The following is a 21353-nucleotide window of genomic DNA, read 5'->3' as shown; positions in this document are numbered from 1 at the left end:
AAGAAGGGAGACACCTTATGATTTTTGACCAAGAAGACTACAAAGCATTTGACCCAGAGATTTGGGAAGCAGTTGCAAAAGAAGAAGAACGTCAGCAACATAATATTGAGCTGATTGCTTCAGAAAATGTCGTTTCTAAAGCTGTCATGGCTGCTCAAGGTTCTATTTTGACCAATAAGTATGCTGAAGGTTACCCAGGTCGCCGTTACTATGGTGGTACAGATGTAGTGGATGTGATTGAGAGCCTTGCAATTGAACGTGCCAAGGAAATCTTTGGTGCTAAGTTTGCCAATGTGCAACCTCACTCAGGTAGTCAGGCTAATTGTGCAGCTTATATGGCTTTGATTGAGCCAGGTGATACTGTTATGGGTATGGATTTGTCTGCGGGTGGCCACTTGACTCACGGTGCATCAGTCAGCTTCTCTGGACAAACTTATAATTTTGTATCCTATAGCGTTGACCCAGAAACTGAATTGCTGGACTTTGATGCTATTCTCCAGCAGGCCAAGGAAGTACAGCCTAAGCTGATTGTGGCGGGAGCTTCAGCCTATTCTCACATCATTGACTTCTCAAAATTCCGTGAAATCGCTGATGCGGTAGGCGCTAAGCTCATGGTAGATATGGCTCACATCGCTGGTTTGGTTGCTGCAGGTCTCCATCCTAGTCCTGTGCCTTATGCAGACATCACAACGACAACGACCCACAAGACCTTGCGTGGACCTCGCGGTGGCTTGATTTTGACAAATGATGAAGACCTGGCTAAGAAAATCAATTCAGCTATCTTCCCAGGCATTCAGGGCGGACCGTTGGAGCATGTCATTGCGGCCAAGGCTGTGGCTTTTAAAGAAGTGCTTGATCCAGCTTTCAAGGTTTATGCTCAACAAATTTTAGATAATGCCCAAGCTATGGCGCAAGTCTTCCGTCAGCATGACAAGTTCCGTGTGATTTCTGATGGTACTGAAAATCACCTTTTCTTAGTGGATGTCACTAAGGTTGTAGAAAATGGGAAAGTCGCTCAAAATCTTTTGGATGAAGTCAATATTACCCTTAATAAAAACTCCATCCCATACGAAACTTTGTCACCATTTAAGACTAGCGGAATTCGTATCGGTACAGCAGCTATTGCAGCTCGAGGATTTGGCGTAACAGAAAGTATCAAGGTTGCAGAACTCATCATCAAAGCTCTGGAAAATGCAGAGAACGAAGCGGTGCTGAACCAAGTGCGGGCAGAAGTTCGCGAATTGACGGACGCTTTTCCACTTTATGAGGGCTTGAACTAAGATGGATATTTACGTAAAAAAAGCGATTATTCATCAATTCAGCCCAGCTGATACCGAACTGCTACTGGCGGATAAGTTTCTCAACATCACTCCCAAGATTGAAGAATACCTGCGCAAGAAGATTGAGCGGGTCTACTCTGACGATGCTAAAACAGGTGTTTTCGATCCGGAAAACATCTTTTTAGCCCAGATTTCAGATGACTTATTGGAAACATCAGTAACAGTGGCTAAGCTCTGGCAGGGGGAGTTTTCTGTCAGTGAAAACCAGAAAACCAACGATCTGATTTTTGTCCAGTTTGACAAAGAAGGTGTAGAGCACTTCGCTTTTCTGCGGATTGCTCTGCGAGAAACCCTGACCCACTTGGGTGGTGAGGTGGACAATCCTATCAAGCTGACGCAGAACAATCTGCCTGGCTTTGGTACGGGTGCGGACGAGGCTTTGGTCATCAATCTCAAATCTCGCAAGTACCATCTGATTGAAAAACGCATCAAGTACAATGGTGCTTTTCTCAATTATATGTCAGATAATCTCTTGCAGGTCAATCCGACAATCTCAGCTAAGAAATCAATCAAAGCACTTGAGAAGACTGCTCAAAAAGTTGCCGAAAGTTTTAATAAAGACGATTTTCAGTTCCAGTCTAAGGTCAAATCCAGTATTTTCAAAAATCTGGAAGAAAATGACGAACTGTCACCTGAAAAATTGGCTGACGATCTTTTTGATAACAATCTAACAGCTCGACTTAGTTTTATTGACCAAGTCAAGGAAGCTATTCCTGAGCCAGTCAAGTTTGATGAGATTGACAGTAGTCGCCAGAAGAAAAGGTTCGAAAATCAGAAACTCTCCCTTTCAAATGGAATTGAGCTCATTGTTCCTAATAATATCTATCAAGACGCAGAGTCAGTAGAATTTATCCAGAACGATAATGGGACCTATTCTATTTTGATTAAGAACATCGAGGATATCCAAAATAAATAATGTTTAAATTTCTAAGAAGACTGATTCTAGTCCTTTTTGTGCTCTTTGCTGGCTACAAGATTTATCAGATTCATCATGATGTCAAGCAGGTTATGAAGTATCAGACTTTAGTCAGAGAAGTATTGGACGAACGTGACACAGCGGCCAATGAAGAATTGGTGTTGGCCATGATTTATACAGAGACCAAGGGGAAAGATACTGATGTTATGCAGTCCAGTGAAAGCGCGACCGGTCAAACCAATGCTATCAGGGACAACAAAGAAAGTATTCGACAGGGAGTTCAGACCTTATCTGATAACCTAGAGTTAGCTAGCAAGAAAAAGGTAGACGTTTGGACAGCAGTACAAGCCTATAATTTCGGTCAAGCCTATATCGACTACGTAGCTAAAAACGGTGGTGAGAATACACTGGAGCTGGCCAAAAAGTATTCCAAAGAAGTAGTAGCACCAAGCTTAGGAAATGTAACCGGCAAGACCTATGGCTACTATAACTTGATTTCAATTTTCCACGGCCCAGAGCTCTATATCAATGGAGGAAATTATTATTATTCCCGTCAGGTCAAGATGAATATGCACATCATGCGACTCTTAAAATGGTTTTAGAAAGAAGCAATCAAGCTTCTTTCTTTTTATTGGTATAAATCAGCAATTCATTTGCTTGTAACCATCATTGATACATGATATAATTTTGTACAAAATTAAGATGGAGGATTCATATGAAAAAGAAATATTCCGTTCTCCTTTTGTTAGTCATCTTTATTATTTTTTCATCATTGTTTTTTCTGAAAAATAGCAATACAAAACTTAGATCAAATGAGTTTGTCCAATCTACCACCCCAACCTTATTCTTTCACGGTTATGGTTCCAGCGCCAATGCTGAAAGGCATATGACGGAATCAGCTAAAAAGGCTGGTGTAACAGAAACAATTATTCAAGCGAACGTTGACAGAAAGGGGCAGGTCACTTTAAGAGGCCGTATTCCCAAAGGTGCAATCAATCCAATTATCATGGTTCAATATGAGGACAATAGAAATCCTGACTATTTACAAGATGCTGCATATGCTAAAGCAGTAGTCGAAAAACTTAAGCAAGCTTATGGATTTCAAGAAATGAAGATGGTGGGGCATTCTATGGGAAATATGTCCATTCTTTATTACCTTTTAGAATATGGAAGTGAAGAAAATCTACCTAAATTGACTAAGCAGGTTAATTTGGCGAATCATGTAGCTGGTCTAGAGAATTGGAACCTTCCATCAAACTTGACCTTAGATCCTCAAACAGGACAGCCTTCTGCAATGAATGAACAATATCAAAAGCTTACTGGATTAAGAGAGGTTTATCCTGACAAACAAATAGACGTTCTGAATATCTATGGTGATATTGGTGGAAATACAGATGGATCAGTCCTAAACATTTCATCAAAAGCGCTAAAATATTTGCTAATCAATCATGCTAAATCCTATAAGGAAGTCAAAATATCTGGGCGAGGAGGCCAGCATAGCAGATTGCACGAGAACTCTGAAGTAGATAAGCTTTTAATAGACTTTTTGTGGAGAAAATAAGAGAATTTTAGCTTCAAACAGTTTTCTTGCCAAAGGAATAAGATAAAAGAACAGAGAGTTTTACACTAATTATGAATCTTTAAGGACTCTTTTTATATTTTCTTTATGCAAACCTTTTCCACTTTGAAAAAATCTGATATAATGGGGTGGAATAAAAGAATCAGAGGAGAGGACAATGTCTAAAAAAATCATTGGTATTGACCTTGGTGGTACCTCCATCAAATTTGCAATTTTAACTCAAGAAGGACAAATTCAAGAAAAATGGTCTATAAAAACAAATATTTTAGATGAAGGAAGCCATATCGTTGATGATATGATTGAATCAATTCTTCATCGTTTGGACTTGCTTCAGCTAACTGCAGATCATTTCTTGGGAATCGGAATGGGTTCTCCTGGAGTGGTAGACCGTGAAAAAGGTACTGTTATTGGTGCCTATAACCTAAACTGGAAAACCTTGCAACCCGTAAAAGAAAAAATTGAAAAAGCTACTGGAATTCCATTCTTTATCGACAATGATGCGAATGTCGCAGCATTGGGGGAACGCTGGATGGGAGCTGGAGAAAATCAGCCTGATGTTGTTTTTATGACCTTAGGAACTGGTGTAGGTGGCGGTATTGTCGCTGAAGGTAAACTTCTTCATGGCGTTGCCGGTGCAGCAGGAGAGCTTGGGCATATTACTGTTGATTTTGATCAGCCAATTCCATGTACTTGCGGAAAGAAGGGCTGTTTGGAAACTGTTGCGTCTGCGACAGGTATTGTCAACTTAACTCGTCGGTATGCTGATGAGTATGCTGGCGATGCTGAATTAAAGAAACTCATCGATAATGGAGAAGAAGTCACAGCTAAAACAGTTTTTGATTTAGCAAAAGAAGAAGATGAGTTAGCCCTTATCGTTTATAGAAACTTCTCTCGTTACCTAGGAATTGCTTGCGCGAATATTGGATCAATCCTTAATCCATCTACGATTGTTATCGGTGGCGGTGTATCAGCTGCTGGACCTTTCTTGTTAGAGGGAATTCAAAAGGTTTATGACGAAAATACCTTCCCTCAGGTTCGTACATCAACAAAATTAGCTTTGGCAACTCTAGGAAATGATGCTGGTGTTATCGGTGCAGCATCTTTGGTTCTTCAATAATTTAAAAATTCATTTTATTCTCCTGCAGACTCTGTGGGAGAGTTTTTATGGGAAGTTTGCTATAATACTAGAAGTTGTTTACTGTTGAAGGAGATCTAATGACAAAAGCTGATACGATTTTTAAAGAAAATATTAGAAGAATATTAAAAGAGGGAGTATTCTCTGAAAATGCCCGTCCACGATACAAGGATGGAAATGTGGCTAACTCCAAATACATCACTGGTTCTTTTGCTGAGTACGATTTGAGCAAAGGAGAATTCCCGATCACGACTCTGCGCCCTATTGCCATTAAGTCTGCCATCAAGGAAGTACTCTGGATTTATCAAGACCAGTCTAATAGTCTAGGACTGCTCAACGACAAGTATAATGTTCACTATTGGAATGATTGGGAAGTTAGCGATACGGGTACCATTGGTCAGCGTTACGGAGCGGTTGTCAAGAAGCATGATATTATCCATAAAATTCTCCAACAGCTGGAAGCCAATCCTTGGAATCGTCGCAACATCATTTCTCTATGGGATTATGAAGCTTTTGAAGAAACAGACGGCTTGCTCCCGTGTGCTTTCCAAACAATGTTTGACGTTCGTCGTGTGGATGGAGACATTTATCTGGATGCGACTCTGACTCAACGTTCCAATGATATGCTAGTTGCTCACCATATTAATGCTATGCAGTATGTGGCTTTACAGATGATGATTGCCAAGCATTTTGGCTGGAAGGTAGGCAAGTTCTTTTACTTTATCAATAACTTGCACATCTATGACAATCAGTTCGAGCAGGCGGAGGAGCTGTTGCGTCGAGAACCTAGCGACTGTCAGCCACGGCTCGTTCTAAATGTGCCTGACGGGACCAATTTCTTCAATATTAAAGCAGAGGATTTTGAGTTATTAGACTATGATCCAGTTAAACCTCAGCTCAAATTTGATTTAGCAATTTAATTTCAATAATTCCTACCGAAGTTTTTCGGTGGGATTTTTCTTTCGTAGCAGATAATTGCAGGAAAGATATAAAGTGGTATAATGACAATAGATATAACTGTTGCAAACGCTTACCTTTGGAGGTGCTAATATGATAGCTGGTTTTTTAAAGATGCATAGACCAAAACAATCTTGGGGTCTTGTATTATCTATCGCTTTGCTTGCAATTCTTGTCTTATTCTTCCAAGTAGCAGAAGTCAAAGCTGATGATCAAGTTCGCTTAAATCACTGGAGAGTAGAGAAGAGAGAGCAATCTTCAGTTGAAGTGCTTGATGGTTCGAAACAGATTGAATCTCGAAACCACAAGAAGACTTTAAGAGAGAAACGGAAATCTCTTGCTCTTCGCTGCCATGGAAAGGGGCCCAAAAACAAACAAAATCAAACAAGTGGTGAAGAGACTGCTACAGAGGAAAAGTCAAAAAAGAGAGATGCTTGTGATGTAGATCCTAATACTGATAATTCGGAGACGGAGACCGCTTCTGTTGAACATAAAAGATCAGATTCTACAGTATTATATATTTCTGCATTTGGAGTTTTAGCTCTTTTGGTAGTTTACATTCTATTTATGAAGGCGAAAAAAAATAAATCTTAAATCCAAAGTTTAATTCGATAACCTCAATGGTTATCGAATTTTTATCTGCTTTCACTTGGAAATAAATGAAGAGAAGTGGTAGTCCAATCAAGTCTTTTTTTATATTTTTTGATAGAATAGAAATATCAATTAAAAGGATTATGAAATGACTAAAAAGATTGCGGCGATTTGGGCACAAGATCAAAATGAGCTGATTGGAAAAAATCAATCCTTGCCTTGGCATTTACCAGCAGAGTTAAAGCACTTTAAAGAAATTACTTCTGGTCATGCTATTTTAATGGGAAGAGTGACTTTCGATGGTATGGATCAGCGTGTTTTACCAAACCGGACAAGTCTTATTCTGACTAAGGATCCGAATTATACTGTTGAAAATGAATCTGTCTTAATATTTCACGATTTGCCTTCTGTTTTAAAGTGGTATGAGGAACAGGAGAAAAATCTTTATATCATTGGCGGTGGTCAAATTTTTTCCTTATTTCAGCATCATTTAGATGAAATTATTAAAACTGAAATTCATGCTTGTTTTGAGGGTGATACTTATTTTCCAAAGGATTTTGACTTAAGAGCATTTAGAGAAGTCAATAGCCAATTTCATCCTAAAGATGACAAGAATTTGTATGATTTTACCGTGAAAGTTCTAGAAAGAAAGGGTTCATAAAAAGTGGAAAGAAGTGTTTTTGGGGTTTTTACGGCCTTTTTGTGCGCCATTTGCCTTGTTTGTTCCGTACAAACTTTTAGAAAAAGGCGGTATGGTTTGTCCATTTTATTTTTGCTTAATGCCTTTACAAATTTAGTGAATAGTATTCACGCTTTTTATATGACTTTATTTTAATTTGACGAATATATATTAAAGGGAGACTAGTATTATGCCTACAAATCGTAATGAAGAGATGATGGTATATTGTTCATTTTGTGGGAAGAACCAAGATGAGGTTCAAAAGATTATTGCGGGTAATAACGCTTTTATTTGTAATGAGTGTGTAGAATTAGCACAAGAAATTATCCGTGAAGAATTAGCCGAAGAAGTCTTAGCTGACTTGTCAGAGGTTCCAAAACCTCAAGAATTATTGCATATTCTAAACCATTATGTCATCGGTCAAGAGCGCGCTAAAAGAGCGCTAGCTGTAGCAGTATATAATCACTACAAGCGCATTAATTTTCACGACAGCCGTGAAGAAGATGATGTTGAATTGCAAAAATCAAATATCTTAATGATCGGTCCAACGGGTTCTGGAAAAACTTTTCTTGCTCAGACCTTGGCTAGAAGTTTAAATGTACCGTTTGCGATTGCTGATGCGACAGCTTTAACAGAGGCTGGTTATGTCGGAGAAGATGTAGAAAATATTCTTTTAAAACTTTTGCAGGCGGCTGATTTCAATATCGAACGTGCAGAACGCGGAATCATATACGTAGATGAGATTGATAAGATCGCTAAAAAGAGTGAAAATGTTTCTATCACGCGCGATGTATCAGGTGAAGGAGTACAGCAGGCTCTCTTAAAAATTATTGAGGGTACTGTAGCAAGTGTTCCGCCTCAAGGAGGTCGCAAACATCCGCAGCAAGAGATGATTCAGGTTGATACCAAAAATATTCTTTTCATCGTTGGTGGTGCCTTTGATGGGATTGAAGAAATTGTAAAACAACGTTTGGGCGAGAAAATTATTGGTTTTGGTCAAAATAACAAAGCTATCGATGAAAACGAGTCCTACATGCAAGCTATTATTGCTGAAGATATTCAAAAATTTGGAATTATCCCTGAATTAATTGGTCGTTTGCCTGTTTTTGCTGCTCTGGAACAACTGACTGTAGACGACTTGGTTCGTATTCTTCGCGAGCCTAAGAATGCTTTGGTTAAACAATACCAGGCTCTCTTGTCTTACGATGATGTTAAACTAGAGTTTGATGATGATGCTTTACAGGAAATCGCGAACAAGGCCATTGAGCGCAAAACTGGGGCCCGTGGTCTACGTTCTATCATCGAAGAAACAATGATGGATGTTATGTTTGAAGTTCCAAGTAAAGAAAATGTGAAACTTGTCCGAATCACTAAGGAAGCTGTTGATGGTACTGATAAGCCAATTTTAGAGACTGCTTGAGGTAGAACATGGAAATTAACACACATAATGCAGAAATTTTGCTGAGTGCGGCTAATAAATCTCACTATCCTCAAGATGATATTCCAGAAATCGCTCTTGCTGGTAGATCTAACGTCGGTAAATCAAGTTTTATTAATACGATGCTTAATCGTAAAAATTTAGCGCGTACATCTGGGAAACCTGGGAAAACTCAATTGTTAAACTTCTTCAATATTGATGATAAACTTCGGTTTGTTGATGTTCCTGGCTATGGTTATGCTAAGGTTTCAAAGACTGAACGTGCTAAATGGGGAAGAATGATTGAAGAATACCTGACCAGCAGAGAGAATCTGCGAGCTGTAGTCAGTTTAGTTGATTTACGACACGATCCAAGTGCGGATGATGTTCAAATGTATGAATTTTTGAAGTACTATGAAATTCCAGTGATTCTTGTAGCAACAAAAGCAGATAAGATTCCTCGTGGGAAATGGAACAAACATGAATCGGCAATCAAGAAAAAACTAAATTTTGATCCGGCTGATACATTTATTCTCTTTTCATCAGTAGATAAAACTGGTATGGATGCATCTTGGGATGCTATCTTAGAAAAAGTGAATGAATAACAAAAAAGCAGAAGAGCACTTCTGTTTTTTTACTAAGAAAAAGTAAAACTGTCATGAAATTGTAATCAATTCGCATTTTATGTCATTATTTATTATGCTACAATTATTATAGTATTTTTTAGGAGTTAAGACTATGAAGAAGAAAATGAGTGCACTTTTAGCAGTGATGACAGTATTTATGTCTGCTATTATGATTAGTGCTTTACTAGCAAACAATACTAAGTCAGTTGATGCTAACGAAGAACAAACAGTTCAATACTACAATCCAACTGAAGTATTTATTTCTCAGATAGCAGAATCGGCTCGTCAATTGGGTCAGGAAAATGACTTATATGCTTCTGTAATGATCGCCCAAGCTATTCTTGAAAGTAATTCAGGTCGTTCAGGATTGGCTTCAGCGCCTCACTACAATCTCTTTGGTGTAAAAGGACACTATGGTGGCCAGTCTGCTACAATGCTTACTTGGGAAGATGATGGTCAAGGTAATGCGTATAATATTGATGCAGAATTCCGTTCTTACCCAAGTTATTATGAATCTTTACAGGATTATGTAGCAATTCTTCGCCAAGGTTATTATGCGAATGCTTGGAAGAGCAATACGACTAGCTATCAAGATGCAACAGCAGCTTTAACAGGTGTTTATGCGACAGATTCAAGTTATAATGCAAAATTAAATTATATTATTGAAAAGTATAACTTGACTCAATATGATACTCCCAGTTATCAGCAAGCATACAGTGGCGATCTTGTTTATAATATTTATCGTCAGCAGTATACTAGTCAAGAAATATTGGACGAAGACGTCGCTTGGGCGAATCGTTAAACGAAAAAGTAGGAAAAGAGTTAGGAAAAGATCCTAATTCTTTTTTCTCTTAAAATTTAAGAAAACGATTTCGTAATTCTTCATTTTATGATATAATGGTCGTAATATTTTTTAAAGGGAAATTAGTATGGCAGAATCGTCATTTATCACAAAAGTTGCATTTGCTTGTCAGAAGAAAGAGGCCTTATTTGATAGTAGTAAAGCAAAGTATGCTGTTCGTTCTATGTACGCTGGGGCTTTCTTAACATTAAGTACTGCTGCAGGAGCAATTGCTGCAGACGTTATTAACAAGATAGTACCAGGCTCTGGACGCCTCCTGTTTCCGTTCATATTTGCTTGGGGATTGGTATATATCCTCTTCTTAAACGCTGAGTTAACAACATCAAACATGATGTACTTGACTGCAGGAACTTTTTTGAAAAAAATCAAGTTTTATAAAGCCTTGCTGATTTTACTGTACTGTACTTTCTTTAATCTTGTTGGAGCGGCAATTATTGGTTGGATTTTCAACCAAACAGTAGCTTATGCTGGATTGACACCGGATGGCTTCGTTGGGACAGTTGTTGCAAACAAGCTTAGCCGAGGTAATAGTGTAGTTTTATTTGAAGCTATTGCGGCTAACATTTTTGTAAATGTTGCTATTTTATCATTCTTATTGATTAAGAGTTCTACAGCAAAAATGTGGATCGTCATTTCAGCTATATATATGTTCGTGTTTTTGACTAACGAACACTTGGCTGCAAACTTTGCCTCTTTCTCATTGATTGCTTTTAATAAGATTGCTAGTCAGGTCCAAGGATTTGATGTTTTCAATGTTTTAAGACATTTCAGCATTACATTTATTGGTAATGTAATTGGTGGTGGTCTGTTGATTGGTCTTCCATATGCTTGGATGAACAAAGACGAAGAAACGTACGTTGATTAGATATAATTAAAAAAAGTTCAGGAAAACCTGACTTTTTTTCTTTTTTTGTGTTATAATAGATAAAATTTATTGGAAATAGAAAGTTTTCAGATAATGAACAAATCTTATTTTTACCTAGATATGAAAACTCATGAACTTCTTGTCCCATATAGCCAGACAAAACGTAGAGTTCGAGTCTTATTGCCGAAAAATTACTCAGAGGATCTTGAAAAAAGTTATCCTGTTGTTTATTTTCATGATGGACAAAATGTTCTTTATAGTAAAGAGTCTTTCAGCGGTCATTCCTGGAAGATTATTCCAATTATCAAACGCAATCCTGATTTAGAAAAAATGATTGTCGTCGCAATTGATAATGATGGAGTCAATCGAATGAATGAATACTCGGCGTGGAAGTATAAAGAAATGAATATTCCAGGTGTTTCTTTTGGTGGCAAGGGAAGTGAGTACGCTGAGTTCGTTATGGATGTCGTCAAACCTTTTATTGACGAAAATTATCGAACCAAATCAGATTTCAAACATACGGCTATGATCGGGAGCTCTTTAGGTGGCAATATTACTCAGTTTATGGGTGTTGAATATGAAGACCAAATTGGTTGTCTCGGTGTTTTTTCATCCGCTAATTGGCTTCATCAAGAAGATTTTGATCGCTATATCAAGCGTCAATCACTTAAACTGAATCAACGGGTCTTTATTTATGTTGGAACCGATGAGGCAGATGATACGGATAAAACCTTGATGGCTGGTAATATAAAACAAGCTTATATTGATTCATCTGTTAAATACTATCGTCAGCTCTTAGTTGCTGGTATAGATATTGACAATCTTGTTTTAAAAATTCAGGCTGGTGCCGAACATAACGAGATTGCTTGGTCAGAACATTTACTTGATTGCCTTCGTTTTTTAAGTGAGCAGTGGTAAATACAGTCTATAGGAAATGATCTTAATGTATCAAAGAAAGGAGTCTATTATGCATGTTGAATTTTTAAGTCATTGGAGTGGAAATCTTAATCGAGAAATGTATGTTAATCGCTATGGGCATTCTGGTCTTCCTGTTCTCGTCTTTGCCTCTTCTGGTGGAAGTCATAATGAATATGCAGACTTTGGCATGATTGATGCTTGCTCTGGTTTTATAGAAGCTGGTAAAGTACAATTTTTTACTTTGAGCAGTGTTGATAGTGAAAGTTGGTTAGCAGATTGGAAGAGCCCGCACGATAGAGCAGAGATGCATCGTGCTTATGAACACTATGTCATCCAAGAAGCCATTCCTTTTATTAAACATAAAACGGGCTGGTTTGATCCTATGATGACGACAGGCTGTTCAATGGGTGGTTATCATGCTATGAATTTCTTTCTTCAACATCCCGATGTTTTTAATAAAGTAATTGCTCTTAGCGGTGTCTATGATGCACGATATTTTTTAGGTGATTATGGGAACGATGAGGCTGTTTATCAGAACTCTCCAGCTGACTATATTTGGAATCAAAATGATGGCTGGTTTATTGATCGTTATCGACAAGCAGATATCATTGTTTGCACCGGTCATGGAGCTTGGGAGGCGGATGGATTGCCATCTTTTTACACTTTGAAAAGAGCTTTTGATTATAAACAGATTCCTGCTTGGTTTGCTGAGTGGGGCCATGATGTGGCTCATGACTGGGTCTGGTGGCGTAAGCAAATGCCATATTTCCTTAACGAACTCAACCTTTAATGGAGGTCATTTATGAATTATATCGTTATATCCCCTTATTATCCTCAAAATTTTCAACAATTCACAATTGAATTAGCTAATCAAGGTATTAATGTTTTGGGAATTGGCCAAGAGCCTTATGACCAGCTAGATCAACCTTTAAAAGATGCTCTGACAGAATATTTCCGTGTTGAAAATCTCGAAAATCTTGACGAAGTAAAAAGAGCTGTTGCCTTTCTCTTCTATAAGCATGGGCCTATTGATCGGATTGAATCTCATAATGAATATTGGTTGGAGCAGGACGCTCAGCTTCGTGAACAATTTAATGTCTTTGGAGCTAAGCCAAAAGATTTGAAGAAAACAAAATTTAAGTCTGAAATGAAAAAACTCTTTAAAAAGGCTGGTGTTCCTGTTGTGCCTGGACAGGTTGTCAAGACCATTTCAGGAGTTGACTTAGCTGTTAATAAACTTGGTTTACCTTTGATAGCTAAACCAGATAATGGTGTAGGAGCAGCAGCGACTTTTAAATTAGAGACGAAAGAAGACGTAGAACATTTCAAATCAGAATGGAATCAAGAAACAGTTTATTTCTTTGAAAAGTTTGTTCAGTCAGGTGAGATTTGTACATTTGATGGTTTGGTAGATAAAGATGGTAATATTGTCTTTTCAACTACCTTCGACTATGCCCATACACCTTTAGATTTGATGATCTATAAGATGGATAATTCCTACTACGTCCTCAAGGATATGGATCCCAAGCTCCGTGCTTACGGAGAAGCAATTGTTAAAGTCTTCGGTATGAAAGAGCGTTTTTTCCATATTGAGTTCTTCCGTGATGGGGATGATTATGTGGCAATTGAGTACAATAACCGTCCTGCGGGTGGTTTTACAATTGATGTTTATAATTTTGCTCATTCAATTGATCTTTACAAAGGATATGCGGCTATTGTAGCAGGAGAGCCTTTCCCAGCTGCACACATGGCACCTCAGTTCTGTCTTGCTACTTCGCGTCGCGCTTCAACTAATTATGCATATGCTGAGGAAGAGTTGCTGGAAAAATATAAAGATAACTTCAAGGTAAAGAAAGACATGCCTGCTGCTTTTGCAGAGCTACAAGGAGACTTCCTCTATATGTTGACTACCCCTAGTCGTGATCAAATGGAGCAAATGATTGAAGATTTCGCCCAAAAAGCAGACTAAGCTAAATCATTCATTTCTATTATTTAACAGTTTAAAAAAGCTAAAAACTAATCTAGCATAAAAAGATTGTGAAATTTTTGTTTAAAGTTCTAAAACCGGTCTATTCAACGGATAGACAGGTTTTTCTTTGTGAAATAACAAAAAGCATAAACTTTGACAGGGTTTTCATAATTGTTTAAAATATAATAGTAAATTGTAGCTTAGAAAGGCAATAATATGGCAACTTTAGACAAATCTCTCCTATTAGAGATGTTCCGTAAGATGGAAGAAATCCGTCGTATGGACTTAAAAATTGCACAACTAGTAAAAAAAGGAAAAGTTCCTGGTATGACTCATTTTTCTGTCGGGGAAGAAGCGGCTAATGTTGGAGCCATGCTGGCTTTAAATGCAGATGACCTGATCACATCCAACCACCGTGGGCACGGACAAGCTATTGCCAAAGGGATCGACCTCAATGGAATGATGGCTGAAATCCTTGGCAAATACACTGGGACCTGTAAAGGTAAAGGTGGGTCTATGCACATCGCTGACCTTGATGCAGGTAACCTTGGTGCCAATGGTATCGTCGGAGGCGGTATGGGAATTGCAGTTGGGGCAGCGTTGACTCAGGAAATGCAGAAGACTGGTAAGATTGTAGTCTGCTTCTTTGGAGATGGTGCAACCAATGAAGGTGTCTTCCACGAAGCGGTGAATATGGCCTCTATCTGGAAACTACCAGTGATTTTCTATTGCATTAACAATGGTTATGGAATCTCTGCGGATATCAAGAAAATGACCAATGTGGAGCATATCCATCACCGTAGTGCTGCTTACGGAATCCCAGGAATGTTTATCGAAGATGGAAACAATGTTATCGATGTCTATGAAGGATTTAAGAAAGCTGTTGATCATGTTCGTGGTGGCAATGGTCCTGTCTTGATTGAAAGTGTAACTTACCGCTGGCTTGGTCACTCGTCATCTGACCCTGGTAAATATCGTACGCGTGAAGAAGTAGAATTGTGGAAACAAAAAGACCCAATCGAAAACCTTCGCAAGTACCTCATTGAAAACAATATTGCAAGTGCCGAAGAATTGGAAGAAATCCAAGCGCAAGTTAAGGAAGCAGTAGAAGCTTCTGTTAAATTTGCAGAAGAAAGTCCATTTCCACCGCTTGAATCGGCCTTTGAAGATATTTACGCAGACTAAGGAGAAAGAGATAAAAATGGAAACAAAAACAATGTCGTTCCGTGACACCATTATCCTTGCTATGTCTGAGGAAATGCGTCGCGATGAAAATGTGTTCCTGATGGGAGAAGACGTCGGTGTCTTCGGAGGAGACTTCGGAACTTCTGTTGGAATGCTTGAAGAATTTGGTCCAGAACGCGTCCGTGACTGTCCGATTTCTGAAGCTGCCATCTCTGGAGCAGCAGCAGGAGCAGCCATGACAGGACTCCGTCCAATTGTCGATATGACCTTCATGGATTTCTCTGTTATTGCCATGGACAATATCGTCAACCAAGCCGCTAAAACACGTTATATGTTTGGTGGTAAGGGTCAGGTTCCAATGACTGTTCGATGTGCAGCTGGTAACGGAGTAGGTTCTGCAGCCCAGCACTCTCAGTCTCTAGAGTCTTGGTTCACTCACATTCCTGGACTTAAGGTTGTAGCACCAGGTACGCCTGCTGACATGAAAGGACTACTCAAGTCTGCTATCCGTGATAATAACCCTGTTATCATTCTTGAGTACAAGTCAGAATTTAACCAAAAAGGGGAAGTGCCAGTTGATCCAGACTATACAATTCCACTTGGAGTTGGGGAAATCAAACGCGAAGGGACAGATGTAACAGTTGTTACTTATGGTAAAATGCTTCGCCGTGTGGTTCAAGCTGCTGAAGAATTGGCTGAAGAAGGAATTTCAGTTGAAATTGTGGACCCACTTACCCTTGTTCCACTTGATAAGGATATCATCATTAACTCAGTGAAGAAGACAGGTAAGGTTGTGCTTGTCAATGATGCCTACAAAACAAGTGGCTATATCGGAGAGATTTCAGCTATCATTTCGGAGTCAGAAGCATTTGATTATCTAGATGCACCAATCCGCCGTTGTGCTGGAGAAGATGTGCCAATGCCTTACGCACAAAACCTAGAAAATGCAATGATTCCGACCGTTGAAAGCATCAAAGATGCAATCCGTAAGACTTATAACAAAGAATAATATTACATAAATTAAATTACGTAAATTTTTAGAGATTTTAACTTTAGTAACTTGAGTTATGTTTTGTATCCGAGTTATATATAAAGTTGCGACATGAGTGAGTCGAATCGATAATATTCGACGAATGAATTAGTAAGTCTACTAGGTTGACCGCCTAATAGCGGCAACCGTAGCAACTTGAGATACGTGTTGTACCCAAGTTGCTTGTAGAGTTGAATTCGGACGGAGGACTGCGAAAAAAAGATAGATTTTCTTGTGTTCATGGAACACATCGTCAATTTCCTATTTTTTCATTGCCCTCTGCGTCCTTAATATCTTATATTCGAACACGGGCTAAAGTCTGCCTGAAAAAGATAAACTTTCCTAGAAACTAAAGTTTCTTCGTCAAGTTTCCTATTTTCACTTTGACTTTTAACGCCCTTAGTATCATAATTAGAATTGGAGAGGTCATGGCTGATGACAAGCTAAGAGCGACTCCTGCGGCTAGAAAGTTAGCGGATGATCTAGGGATCAACCTCTACGATGTTTCTGGCTCAGGTGCAAACGGTCGTGTCCACAAAGAAGACGTGGAAACTTATAAAGACACAAATGTGGTTCGCATTTCGCCACTTGCAAAACGAATTGCCCTCGAACATAACATTGCTTGGCAGGAAATTCAAGGAACTGGTCATCGTGGTAAGATAATGAAGAAGGATGTTTTGGCCTTGCTTCCTGAAAATATCGAAAACGACACCATCAAGTCTCCTGCTCAAATCGAAAAAGAGGAAGAAGTGCCTGATAATGTCACTCCTTATGGTGAGATTGAGCGTATTCCAATGACACCAATGCGTAAGGTTATCGCGCAACGTATGGTTGAATCTTACCTAACTGCGCCAACTTTCACACTCAACTATGAAGTTGATATGACTGAAATGCTGGCTCTTCGTAAGAAGGTTCTTGAGCCAATTATGGAAGCAACTGGTAAGAAGACTACTGTAACAGACCTTCTTTCACTCGCTGTTGTGAAAACATTGATGAAACATCCTTACATCAACGCTTCATTGACAGAAGATGGCAAGACCATTATCACTCACAACTATGTCAACCTTGCGATGGCAGTTGGTATGGATAACGGATTGATGACACCTGTTGTCTATAATGCTGAAAAAATGAGCTTGTCAGAGTTGGTTGTAGCCTTTAAGAATGTGATTGGTCGTACCTTAGATGGTAAATTGGCTCCAAGTGAATTGCAAAATTCAACATTTACAATCAGTAACTTGGGTATGTTTGGTGTTCAGTCCTTTGGGCCAATTATCAACCAACCAAACTCAGCTATTCTCGGAGTTAGCTCAACAGTTGAGAAACCTGTCGTTGTTAATGGCGAAATTGTTATCCGGCCAATTATGAGTCTGGGCTTGACTATTGACCACCGTGTTGTTGACGGAATGGCTGGAGCTAAGTTTATGAAGGATTTGAAGGCTTTGATTGAAGATCCAATTTCGATGTTGGTATAAGATTTTATTTTCTTTGCTATTCTCAAAAGCAAAGAAGCGCTCAGCAAGTGAAAAACGAAATTAGAAAAGGAAATAAAGATGGCTTTAGAAGTAATTATGCCAAAAGCCGGCGTAGATATGACCGAAGGGCAAATTGTCCAATGGAATAAGAAAGTCGGCGAATTTGTCAAAGAAGGGGAAATCCTTCTGGAAATCATGACTGACAAGGTCAGCATGGAATTGGAAGCTGAGGAAGACGGCTACCTGATTGCCATTCTCAAAGGTGACGGAGAAACTGTTCCAGTAACGGAAGTCATTGGTTATTTAGGAGAAGAAGGCGAAAACATTCCAACAGCTGGAACAGCAGCGCCAGAAGCTAGCCCAGCGCCTACAGTTAGTGCCTCAAACGACGATGGCAAGAGCGATGATGCCTTTGATATCGTTGTGATTGGCGGCGGTCCTGCTGGTTATGTCTCAGCCATCAAAGCCGCTCAGTTAGGCGGTAAGATTGCCTTGGTTGAGAAGTCTGAGCTCGGTGGGACCTGCCTGAACCGTGGCTGTATCCCTACTAAGACTTACCTGCACAATGCTGAAATCATTGAAAACCTTGGTCACGCTGCTAACCGCGGTATCATTATCGAAAATCCAAGCTTCTCAGTAGACATGGACAAGGTCCTTGAAACTAAAAACAAGGTCGTAAATACCCTTGTTGGCGGTGTTGCTGGCCTTCTTCGCAGCTATGGCGTAGATGTTCATAAAGGAATTGGTACCATTACTAAAGACAAGAATGTTCTTGTAAACGGCAGCGAGCTGCTAGAAACGAAGAAGATTATCCTTGCTGGTGGTTCAAAAGTCAGCAAGATCAATGTTCCTGGTATGGAGTCATCTCTTGTTATGACCAGCGATGATATTCTGGAAATGAACGAAGTGCCTGAAAATCTGGTAATTATCGGTGGTGGTGTTGTCGGTATTGAGCTTGGACAAGCCTTCATGACATTTGGATCAAAAGTCACTGTTATCGAAATGATGGACCGTATTGTACCTGCTATGGATGCGGAAGTTTCTAAAAACCTTCGCCTCATTCTGGAGCGCAAGGGCATGACAATTCTAACTGAAACTAAGTTGGAAGAAATCATCGAAGAAAACGGAAAACTCCGTATCAAGGTTGAAGGAAAAGAAGATATTCTAGCAGATAAGGCCCTGCTTTCTATCGGACGCGTGCCAGACCTAGAAGGCATCGGTGAGGTCGAGTTCGAATTGGATCGCGGCCGCATTAAGGTCAATGAGTATATGGAGACTTCTGTTCCAGGTATTTACGCGCCAGGAGATATCAATGGTACTAAGATGCTGGCTCATGCAGCCTTCCGTATGGGTGAAGTTGCTGCTGAAAATGCTCTGAAAGGTAATCACCATGTTGCTAAACTCAATCTGACGCCTGCAGCTATCTACACCCTGCCAGAAGTAGCAGCAGTTGGTTTGACAGAAGAGCAAGCTCGTGAAAAATACGATGTAGCGATTGGTAAGTTCAACTTTGCTGCTAATGGCCGTGCCATTGCTTCGGATGCAGCTCAAGGCTTCGTTAAAGTCATTGCTGACAAGAAGTACGGTGAAGTGCTCGGTGTTCATATCATCGGTCCTGCAGCTGCAGAATTGATCAATGAAGCATCAACCATCATCGAAATGGAAATCACCGTAGAAGAAATGCTTAAGACTATTCACGGTCACCCAACCTTCTCAGAAGTTATGTACGAAGCATTTGCTGATGTACTGGGATTGGCAGTTCACTCACCTAAGAAAAAATAATTTAAAAGATAGATTAGACTGGGCATAAATCATTGTTCCAGTCTCTATCGTATAAAGAGGAAGCTTATGAAATACATTGTTAACTACTCAAATGACACAGCTTTTAATATTGCTCTGGAAGAATATGCTTTCAAACACCTCTTAAATGAGGATGAAATTTTCCTGCTCTGGATTAACAAACCTTCTATCATCGTGGGGCGTCACCAAAATACCATCGAAGAAATCAACCGTGACTACGTTCGTGAGCATGGCATTGAGGTCGTGCGTCGTATCAGCGGTGGAGGAGCTGTTTATCATGATCTGAACAACCTCAACTACACCATTATCTCCAAGGAAAGCGAAGATCGTGCTTTTGACTTCAAGAGTTTCTCTACGCCAGTTATCAATACCTTGGCAGAGCTTGGGGTAAAAGCTGAATTCACTGGCCGCAATGACCTAGAGATTGATGGCAAGAAGTTCTGTGGTAATGCTCAGGCCTATATTAACGGCCGTATCATGCACCATGGTTGCCTGCTCTTTGATGTTGATTTGTCTGTCTTGGCCAATGCCCTTAAGGTTTCTAAAGACAAGTTCGAATCAAAAGGGGTTAAATCCGTCCGTGCCCGCGTGACAAATATTGTCAATGAATTGCCAGAAAAGATTACTGTCGAAGAATTTCGCGACCTGCTTCTGGACTATATGAAGAAAGAATATCCAGAAATGACAGAATATGTCTTCTCTGAGAAAGAATTGGAAGAAATCAAGAAAATCAGAGATAGCAAATTTGGAACTTGGGACTGGAACTATGGTAAATCGCCTGAATATAATGTGCGTCGAGGCACCAAGTTTACCAGCGGTAAGGTAGAAATCTTTGCCAATGTTGTTGAATCCAAGATTCAGGATATTAAAATCTATGGAGACTTCTTTGGTATTGAAGACGTAGCAGCAGTAGAAGATGTGTTACGTGGTGTTAAATACGAACGAGAAGATGTCCTTGAAGCTCTTGAAACGATTGATATTAGCCGCTACTTTGCTGGAATTAGCAGACAAGAGATTGCTGAAGCTGTTGTACGGTAAAAATCTTTTAAATTTAAATCGAGAAGTAAAATCTTCTTGATTTTTTTATTATAAAAATAAAAAACATCCTTAGTTTGACAAGCTTTTCACAAAGTATTAAACTAAAAGAGAAGACAACGCCAATCAAGTTTATTAGAAAGGATTACTAGCTATGGATAAATTAAGCGGAAAAATTGCTTTAATTACTGGTGCAGCTGTTGGATTAGGTGAAGGAATTGCTCAAGTCTATGCCAAATATGGCGCAAAATTATGTCTTTTTGATTTAGATCCTCACGTCGAAGTAACTGCTCAGAAGTTAAGAGATTATTACCATCAAGATATTATTAGTTTTATAGGTGATGTTAGTAATAGACAAGACATAGAAGAAGCAGTCACTCTAACACTTGAAAAGTTTGGTAGCCTAGATATTGCCTGTTGTAATGCTGGTATTTGTCGCTTGGCACCATTTGATCAAATGTCCGACCAAATACGTGATCAGCATATTGACGTCAATATTAAAGGTGTGTGGAATAGTTGCCAAGCTTCTTTAAAACCTATGCTAAAACAAGGATATGGTTCAATCGTCATAGCTTCTTCTGTCACTGGAGACCTTGTGGCAGATGCGGGGGAAGCGGCTTATGCAATGACAAAGTCAGCTCTTGTTGGTTTAACAAAAGCACTAGCAGTAGAATACGCCCACAAAAATATTCGGATAAACTGTACTCAATTAGGCTATGCTCGAACACCCATGGTTGAAAAAATGGCTCTTGAATCTAATCCTATTAATCCAGAAGAACCTATCCAAGATATTGCTTCAGCAGTCCCAATGAAAAGATTGGCAAAACCAACAGAAGTTGGCGAGTTGTTTGCTTTTCTAGGTAGTGATGAATCTTCTTATCTAACCGGTTCTCAAATTGTAATTGATGGAGGCAGCACTCTTCCAGAAACGCTAAGTATGGGGACAGATCATTAATTAAGCAAAAAACATTACATAA

21 protein-coding genes are annotated in these 21353 nt (G+C 39.3%); all 21 read left to right on the top strand.

Features of this window, described 5'->3' with window-relative positions; genetic code table 11:
• Nucleotides 1–17 precede the first annotated feature (17 nt).
• Nucleotides 18–1280 carry a serine hydroxymethyltransferase gene (glyA, locus tag PCY06_RS05030; protein WP_002912430.1) on the top strand — a complete coding sequence of 421 codons (1263 nt, stop codon included), beginning with the start codon at nucleotides 18–20 and terminating at the stop codon, nucleotides 1278–1280.
• A 1-nt stretch (nucleotide 1281) separates the two neighbouring features.
• Nucleotides 1282–2256 (top strand): nucleoid-associated protein, encoded by a 975-nt coding sequence (locus PCY06_RS05025; protein ID WP_061601988.1) that lies wholly within the window; start codon nucleotides 1282–1284, stop codon nucleotides 2254–2256.
• Nucleotides 2256–2858 carry a lysozyme family protein gene (locus PCY06_RS05020; protein WP_082307639.1) on the top strand — a complete coding sequence of 201 codons (603 nt, stop codon included), beginning with the start codon at nucleotides 2256–2258 and terminating at the stop codon, nucleotides 2856–2858. The genes PCY06_RS05025 and PCY06_RS05020 overlap by 1 nt, the downstream gene beginning before the upstream one ends.
• A 113-nt stretch (nucleotides 2859–2971) precedes the next feature.
• On the top strand, nucleotides 2972–3817 hold the full coding sequence (locus PCY06_RS05015; protein WP_060970606.1) for an alpha/beta hydrolase: 846 nt from the start codon (nucleotides 2972–2974) through the stop codon (nucleotides 3815–3817).
• A 175-nt stretch (nucleotides 3818–3992) separates the two neighbouring features.
• Nucleotides 3993–4952, top strand: a complete 960-nt coding sequence (locus tag PCY06_RS05010) for an ROK family glucokinase (RefSeq protein WP_045774034.1) — start codon at nucleotides 3993–3995, stop codon at nucleotides 4950–4952.
• Between the two features lie 98 nt (nucleotides 4953–5050).
• Complete coding sequence (locus PCY06_RS05005) at nucleotides 5051–5890, top strand: thymidylate synthase (protein WP_045634818.1); 840 nt, start codon at nucleotides 5051–5053, stop codon at nucleotides 5888–5890.
• A gap of 130 nt (nucleotides 5891–6020) precedes the next feature.
• Nucleotides 6021–6521 (top strand): hypothetical protein, encoded by a 501-nt coding sequence (locus tag PCY06_RS05000; RefSeq protein ID WP_045634819.1) that lies wholly within the window; start codon nucleotides 6021–6023, stop codon nucleotides 6519–6521.
• A gap of 145 nt (nucleotides 6522–6666) precedes the next feature.
• Nucleotides 6667–7179 (top strand): dihydrofolate reductase, encoded by a 513-nt coding sequence (locus tag PCY06_RS04995; protein WP_045634820.1) that lies wholly within the window; start codon nucleotides 6667–6669, stop codon nucleotides 7177–7179.
• Nucleotides 7180–7387: 208 nt separating this feature from the next.
• Entirely contained in the window at nucleotides 7388–8617 is a 1230-nt protein-coding gene (gene clpX, locus PCY06_RS04990) for an ATP-dependent Clp protease ATP-binding subunit ClpX (RefSeq protein WP_008808666.1), read from the top strand.
• Nucleotides 8618–8625: 8 nt separating this feature from the next.
• Nucleotides 8626–9219 carry a ribosome biogenesis GTP-binding protein YihA/YsxC gene (gene yihA, locus PCY06_RS04985; RefSeq protein ID WP_045634822.1) on the top strand — a complete coding sequence of 198 codons (594 nt, stop codon included), beginning with the start codon at nucleotides 8626–8628 and terminating at the stop codon, nucleotides 9217–9219.
• A gap of 133 nt (nucleotides 9220–9352) precedes the next feature.
• Nucleotides 9353–10042, top strand: coding sequence for a glucosaminidase domain-containing protein (locus tag PCY06_RS04980; protein WP_012000547.1), 690 nt, complete (start codon nucleotides 9353–9355; stop codon nucleotides 10040–10042).
• A 127-nt stretch (nucleotides 10043–10169) separates the two neighbouring features.
• Nucleotides 10170–10967: a formate/nitrite transporter family protein gene (locus PCY06_RS04975; RefSeq protein ID WP_060954898.1), complete on the top strand. Its 798-nt coding sequence runs from the start codon at nucleotides 10170–10172 to the stop codon at nucleotides 10965–10967.
• Between the two features lie 93 nt (nucleotides 10968–11060).
• Nucleotides 11061–11885: an alpha/beta hydrolase gene (locus PCY06_RS04970; RefSeq protein ID WP_060553604.1), complete on the top strand. Its 825-nt coding sequence runs from the start codon at nucleotides 11061–11063 to the stop codon at nucleotides 11883–11885.
• A gap of 49 nt (nucleotides 11886–11934) precedes the next feature.
• Nucleotides 11935–12675 carry an esterase family protein gene (locus PCY06_RS04965; protein WP_045634825.1) on the top strand — a complete coding sequence of 247 codons (741 nt, stop codon included), beginning with the start codon at nucleotides 11935–11937 and terminating at the stop codon, nucleotides 12673–12675.
• Between the two features lie 12 nt (nucleotides 12676–12687).
• Complete coding sequence (locus PCY06_RS04960; protein WP_060970612.1) at nucleotides 12688–13854, top strand: acetyl-CoA carboxylase biotin carboxylase subunit family protein; 1167 nt, start codon at nucleotides 12688–12690, stop codon at nucleotides 13852–13854.
• A 216-nt stretch (nucleotides 13855–14070) separates the two neighbouring features.
• The gene (locus tag PCY06_RS04955) at nucleotides 14071–15039 is read left to right on the top strand and encodes a thiamine pyrophosphate-dependent dehydrogenase E1 component subunit alpha (RefSeq protein WP_061585042.1); all 969 of its coding nucleotides are present in this window, start codon (nucleotides 14071–14073) and stop codon (nucleotides 15037–15039) included.
• A gap of 16 nt (nucleotides 15040–15055) precedes the next feature.
• The gene (locus tag PCY06_RS04950) at nucleotides 15056–16048 is read left to right on the top strand and encodes an alpha-ketoacid dehydrogenase subunit beta (RefSeq protein WP_061594870.1); all 993 of its coding nucleotides are present in this window, start codon (nucleotides 15056–15058) and stop codon (nucleotides 16046–16048) included.
• A 449-nt stretch (nucleotides 16049–16497) separates the two neighbouring features.
• Nucleotides 16498–17541, top strand: a complete 1044-nt coding sequence (locus tag PCY06_RS04945; RefSeq protein WP_061595748.1) for a dihydrolipoamide acetyltransferase — start codon at nucleotides 16498–16500, stop codon at nucleotides 17539–17541.
• A 78-nt stretch (nucleotides 17542–17619) separates the two neighbouring features.
• Nucleotides 17620–19323 (top strand): dihydrolipoyl dehydrogenase, encoded by a 1704-nt coding sequence (lpdA, locus tag PCY06_RS04940; protein ID WP_061595747.1) that lies wholly within the window; start codon nucleotides 17620–17622, stop codon nucleotides 19321–19323.
• Between the two features lie 66 nt (nucleotides 19324–19389).
• Nucleotides 19390–20379 (top strand): lipoate--protein ligase, encoded by a 990-nt coding sequence (locus PCY06_RS04935; protein WP_082307640.1) that lies wholly within the window; start codon nucleotides 19390–19392, stop codon nucleotides 20377–20379.
• Nucleotides 20380–20530: 151 nt separating this feature from the next.
• Nucleotides 20531–21331: an SDR family oxidoreductase UcpA gene (ucpA, locus tag PCY06_RS04930; protein WP_082307641.1), complete on the top strand. Its 801-nt coding sequence runs from the start codon at nucleotides 20531–20533 to the stop codon at nucleotides 21329–21331.
• The last annotated feature ends 22 nt before the right edge of the window (nucleotides 21332–21353 follow it).

This window comes from Streptococcus sp. SG1 (genome assembly GCF_030439935.1).
Classification (GTDB): Bacteria; Bacillota; Bacilli; order Lactobacillales; family Streptococcaceae; genus Streptococcus; species Streptococcus gordonii.
Note: the sequence above shows the minus strand (reverse complement) of the source record. Positions and strands in the feature narration are given on the sequence as shown.

Excerpts from the sequence above, each read along its gene's own strand:
- glyA (WP_002912430.1), top strand. The coding sequence starts at position 18 with ATGATTTTTGACCAAGAAGACTACAAAGCATTTGACCCAGAGATTTGG.
- PCY06_RS05025 (WP_061601988.1), top strand. The coding sequence starts at position 1,282 with ATGGATATTTACGTAAAAAAAGCGATTATTCATCAATTCAGCCCAGCT.
- PCY06_RS05020 (WP_082307639.1), top strand. The coding sequence starts at position 2,256 with ATGTTTAAATTTCTAAGAAGACTGATTCTAGTCCTTTTTGTGCTCTTT.
- PCY06_RS05015 (WP_060970606.1), top strand. The coding sequence starts at position 2,972 with ATGAAAAAGAAATATTCCGTTCTCCTTTTGTTAGTCATCTTTATTATT.
- PCY06_RS05010 (WP_045774034.1), top strand. The coding sequence starts at position 3,993 with ATGTCTAAAAAAATCATTGGTATTGACCTTGGTGGTACCTCCATCAAA.
- PCY06_RS05005 (WP_045634818.1), top strand. The coding sequence starts at position 5,051 with ATGACAAAAGCTGATACGATTTTTAAAGAAAATATTAGAAGAATATTA.
- PCY06_RS05000 (WP_045634819.1), top strand. The coding sequence starts at position 6,021 with ATGATAGCTGGTTTTTTAAAGATGCATAGACCAAAACAATCTTGGGGT.
- PCY06_RS04995 (WP_045634820.1), top strand. The coding sequence starts at position 6,667 with ATGACTAAAAAGATTGCGGCGATTTGGGCACAAGATCAAAATGAGCTG.
- clpX (WP_008808666.1), top strand. The coding sequence starts at position 7,388 with ATGCCTACAAATCGTAATGAAGAGATGATGGTATATTGTTCATTTTGT.
- yihA (WP_045634822.1), top strand. The coding sequence starts at position 8,626 with ATGGAAATTAACACACATAATGCAGAAATTTTGCTGAGTGCGGCTAAT.
- PCY06_RS04980 (WP_012000547.1), top strand. The coding sequence starts at position 9,353 with ATGAAGAAGAAAATGAGTGCACTTTTAGCAGTGATGACAGTATTTATG.
- PCY06_RS04975 (WP_060954898.1), top strand. The coding sequence starts at position 10,170 with ATGGCAGAATCGTCATTTATCACAAAAGTTGCATTTGCTTGTCAGAAG.
- PCY06_RS04970 (WP_060553604.1), top strand. The coding sequence starts at position 11,061 with ATGAACAAATCTTATTTTTACCTAGATATGAAAACTCATGAACTTCTT.
- PCY06_RS04965 (WP_045634825.1), top strand. The coding sequence starts at position 11,935 with ATGCATGTTGAATTTTTAAGTCATTGGAGTGGAAATCTTAATCGAGAA.
- PCY06_RS04960 (WP_060970612.1), top strand. The coding sequence starts at position 12,688 with ATGAATTATATCGTTATATCCCCTTATTATCCTCAAAATTTTCAACAA.
- PCY06_RS04955 (WP_061585042.1), top strand. The coding sequence starts at position 14,071 with ATGGCAACTTTAGACAAATCTCTCCTATTAGAGATGTTCCGTAAGATG.
- PCY06_RS04950 (WP_061594870.1), top strand. The coding sequence starts at position 15,056 with ATGGAAACAAAAACAATGTCGTTCCGTGACACCATTATCCTTGCTATG.
- PCY06_RS04945 (WP_061595748.1), top strand. The coding sequence starts at position 16,498 with ATGGCTGATGACAAGCTAAGAGCGACTCCTGCGGCTAGAAAGTTAGCG.
- lpdA (WP_061595747.1), top strand. The coding sequence starts at position 17,620 with ATGGCTTTAGAAGTAATTATGCCAAAAGCCGGCGTAGATATGACCGAA.
- PCY06_RS04935 (WP_082307640.1), top strand. The coding sequence starts at position 19,390 with ATGAAATACATTGTTAACTACTCAAATGACACAGCTTTTAATATTGCT.
- ucpA (WP_082307641.1), top strand. The coding sequence starts at position 20,531 with ATGGATAAATTAAGCGGAAAAATTGCTTTAATTACTGGTGCAGCTGTT.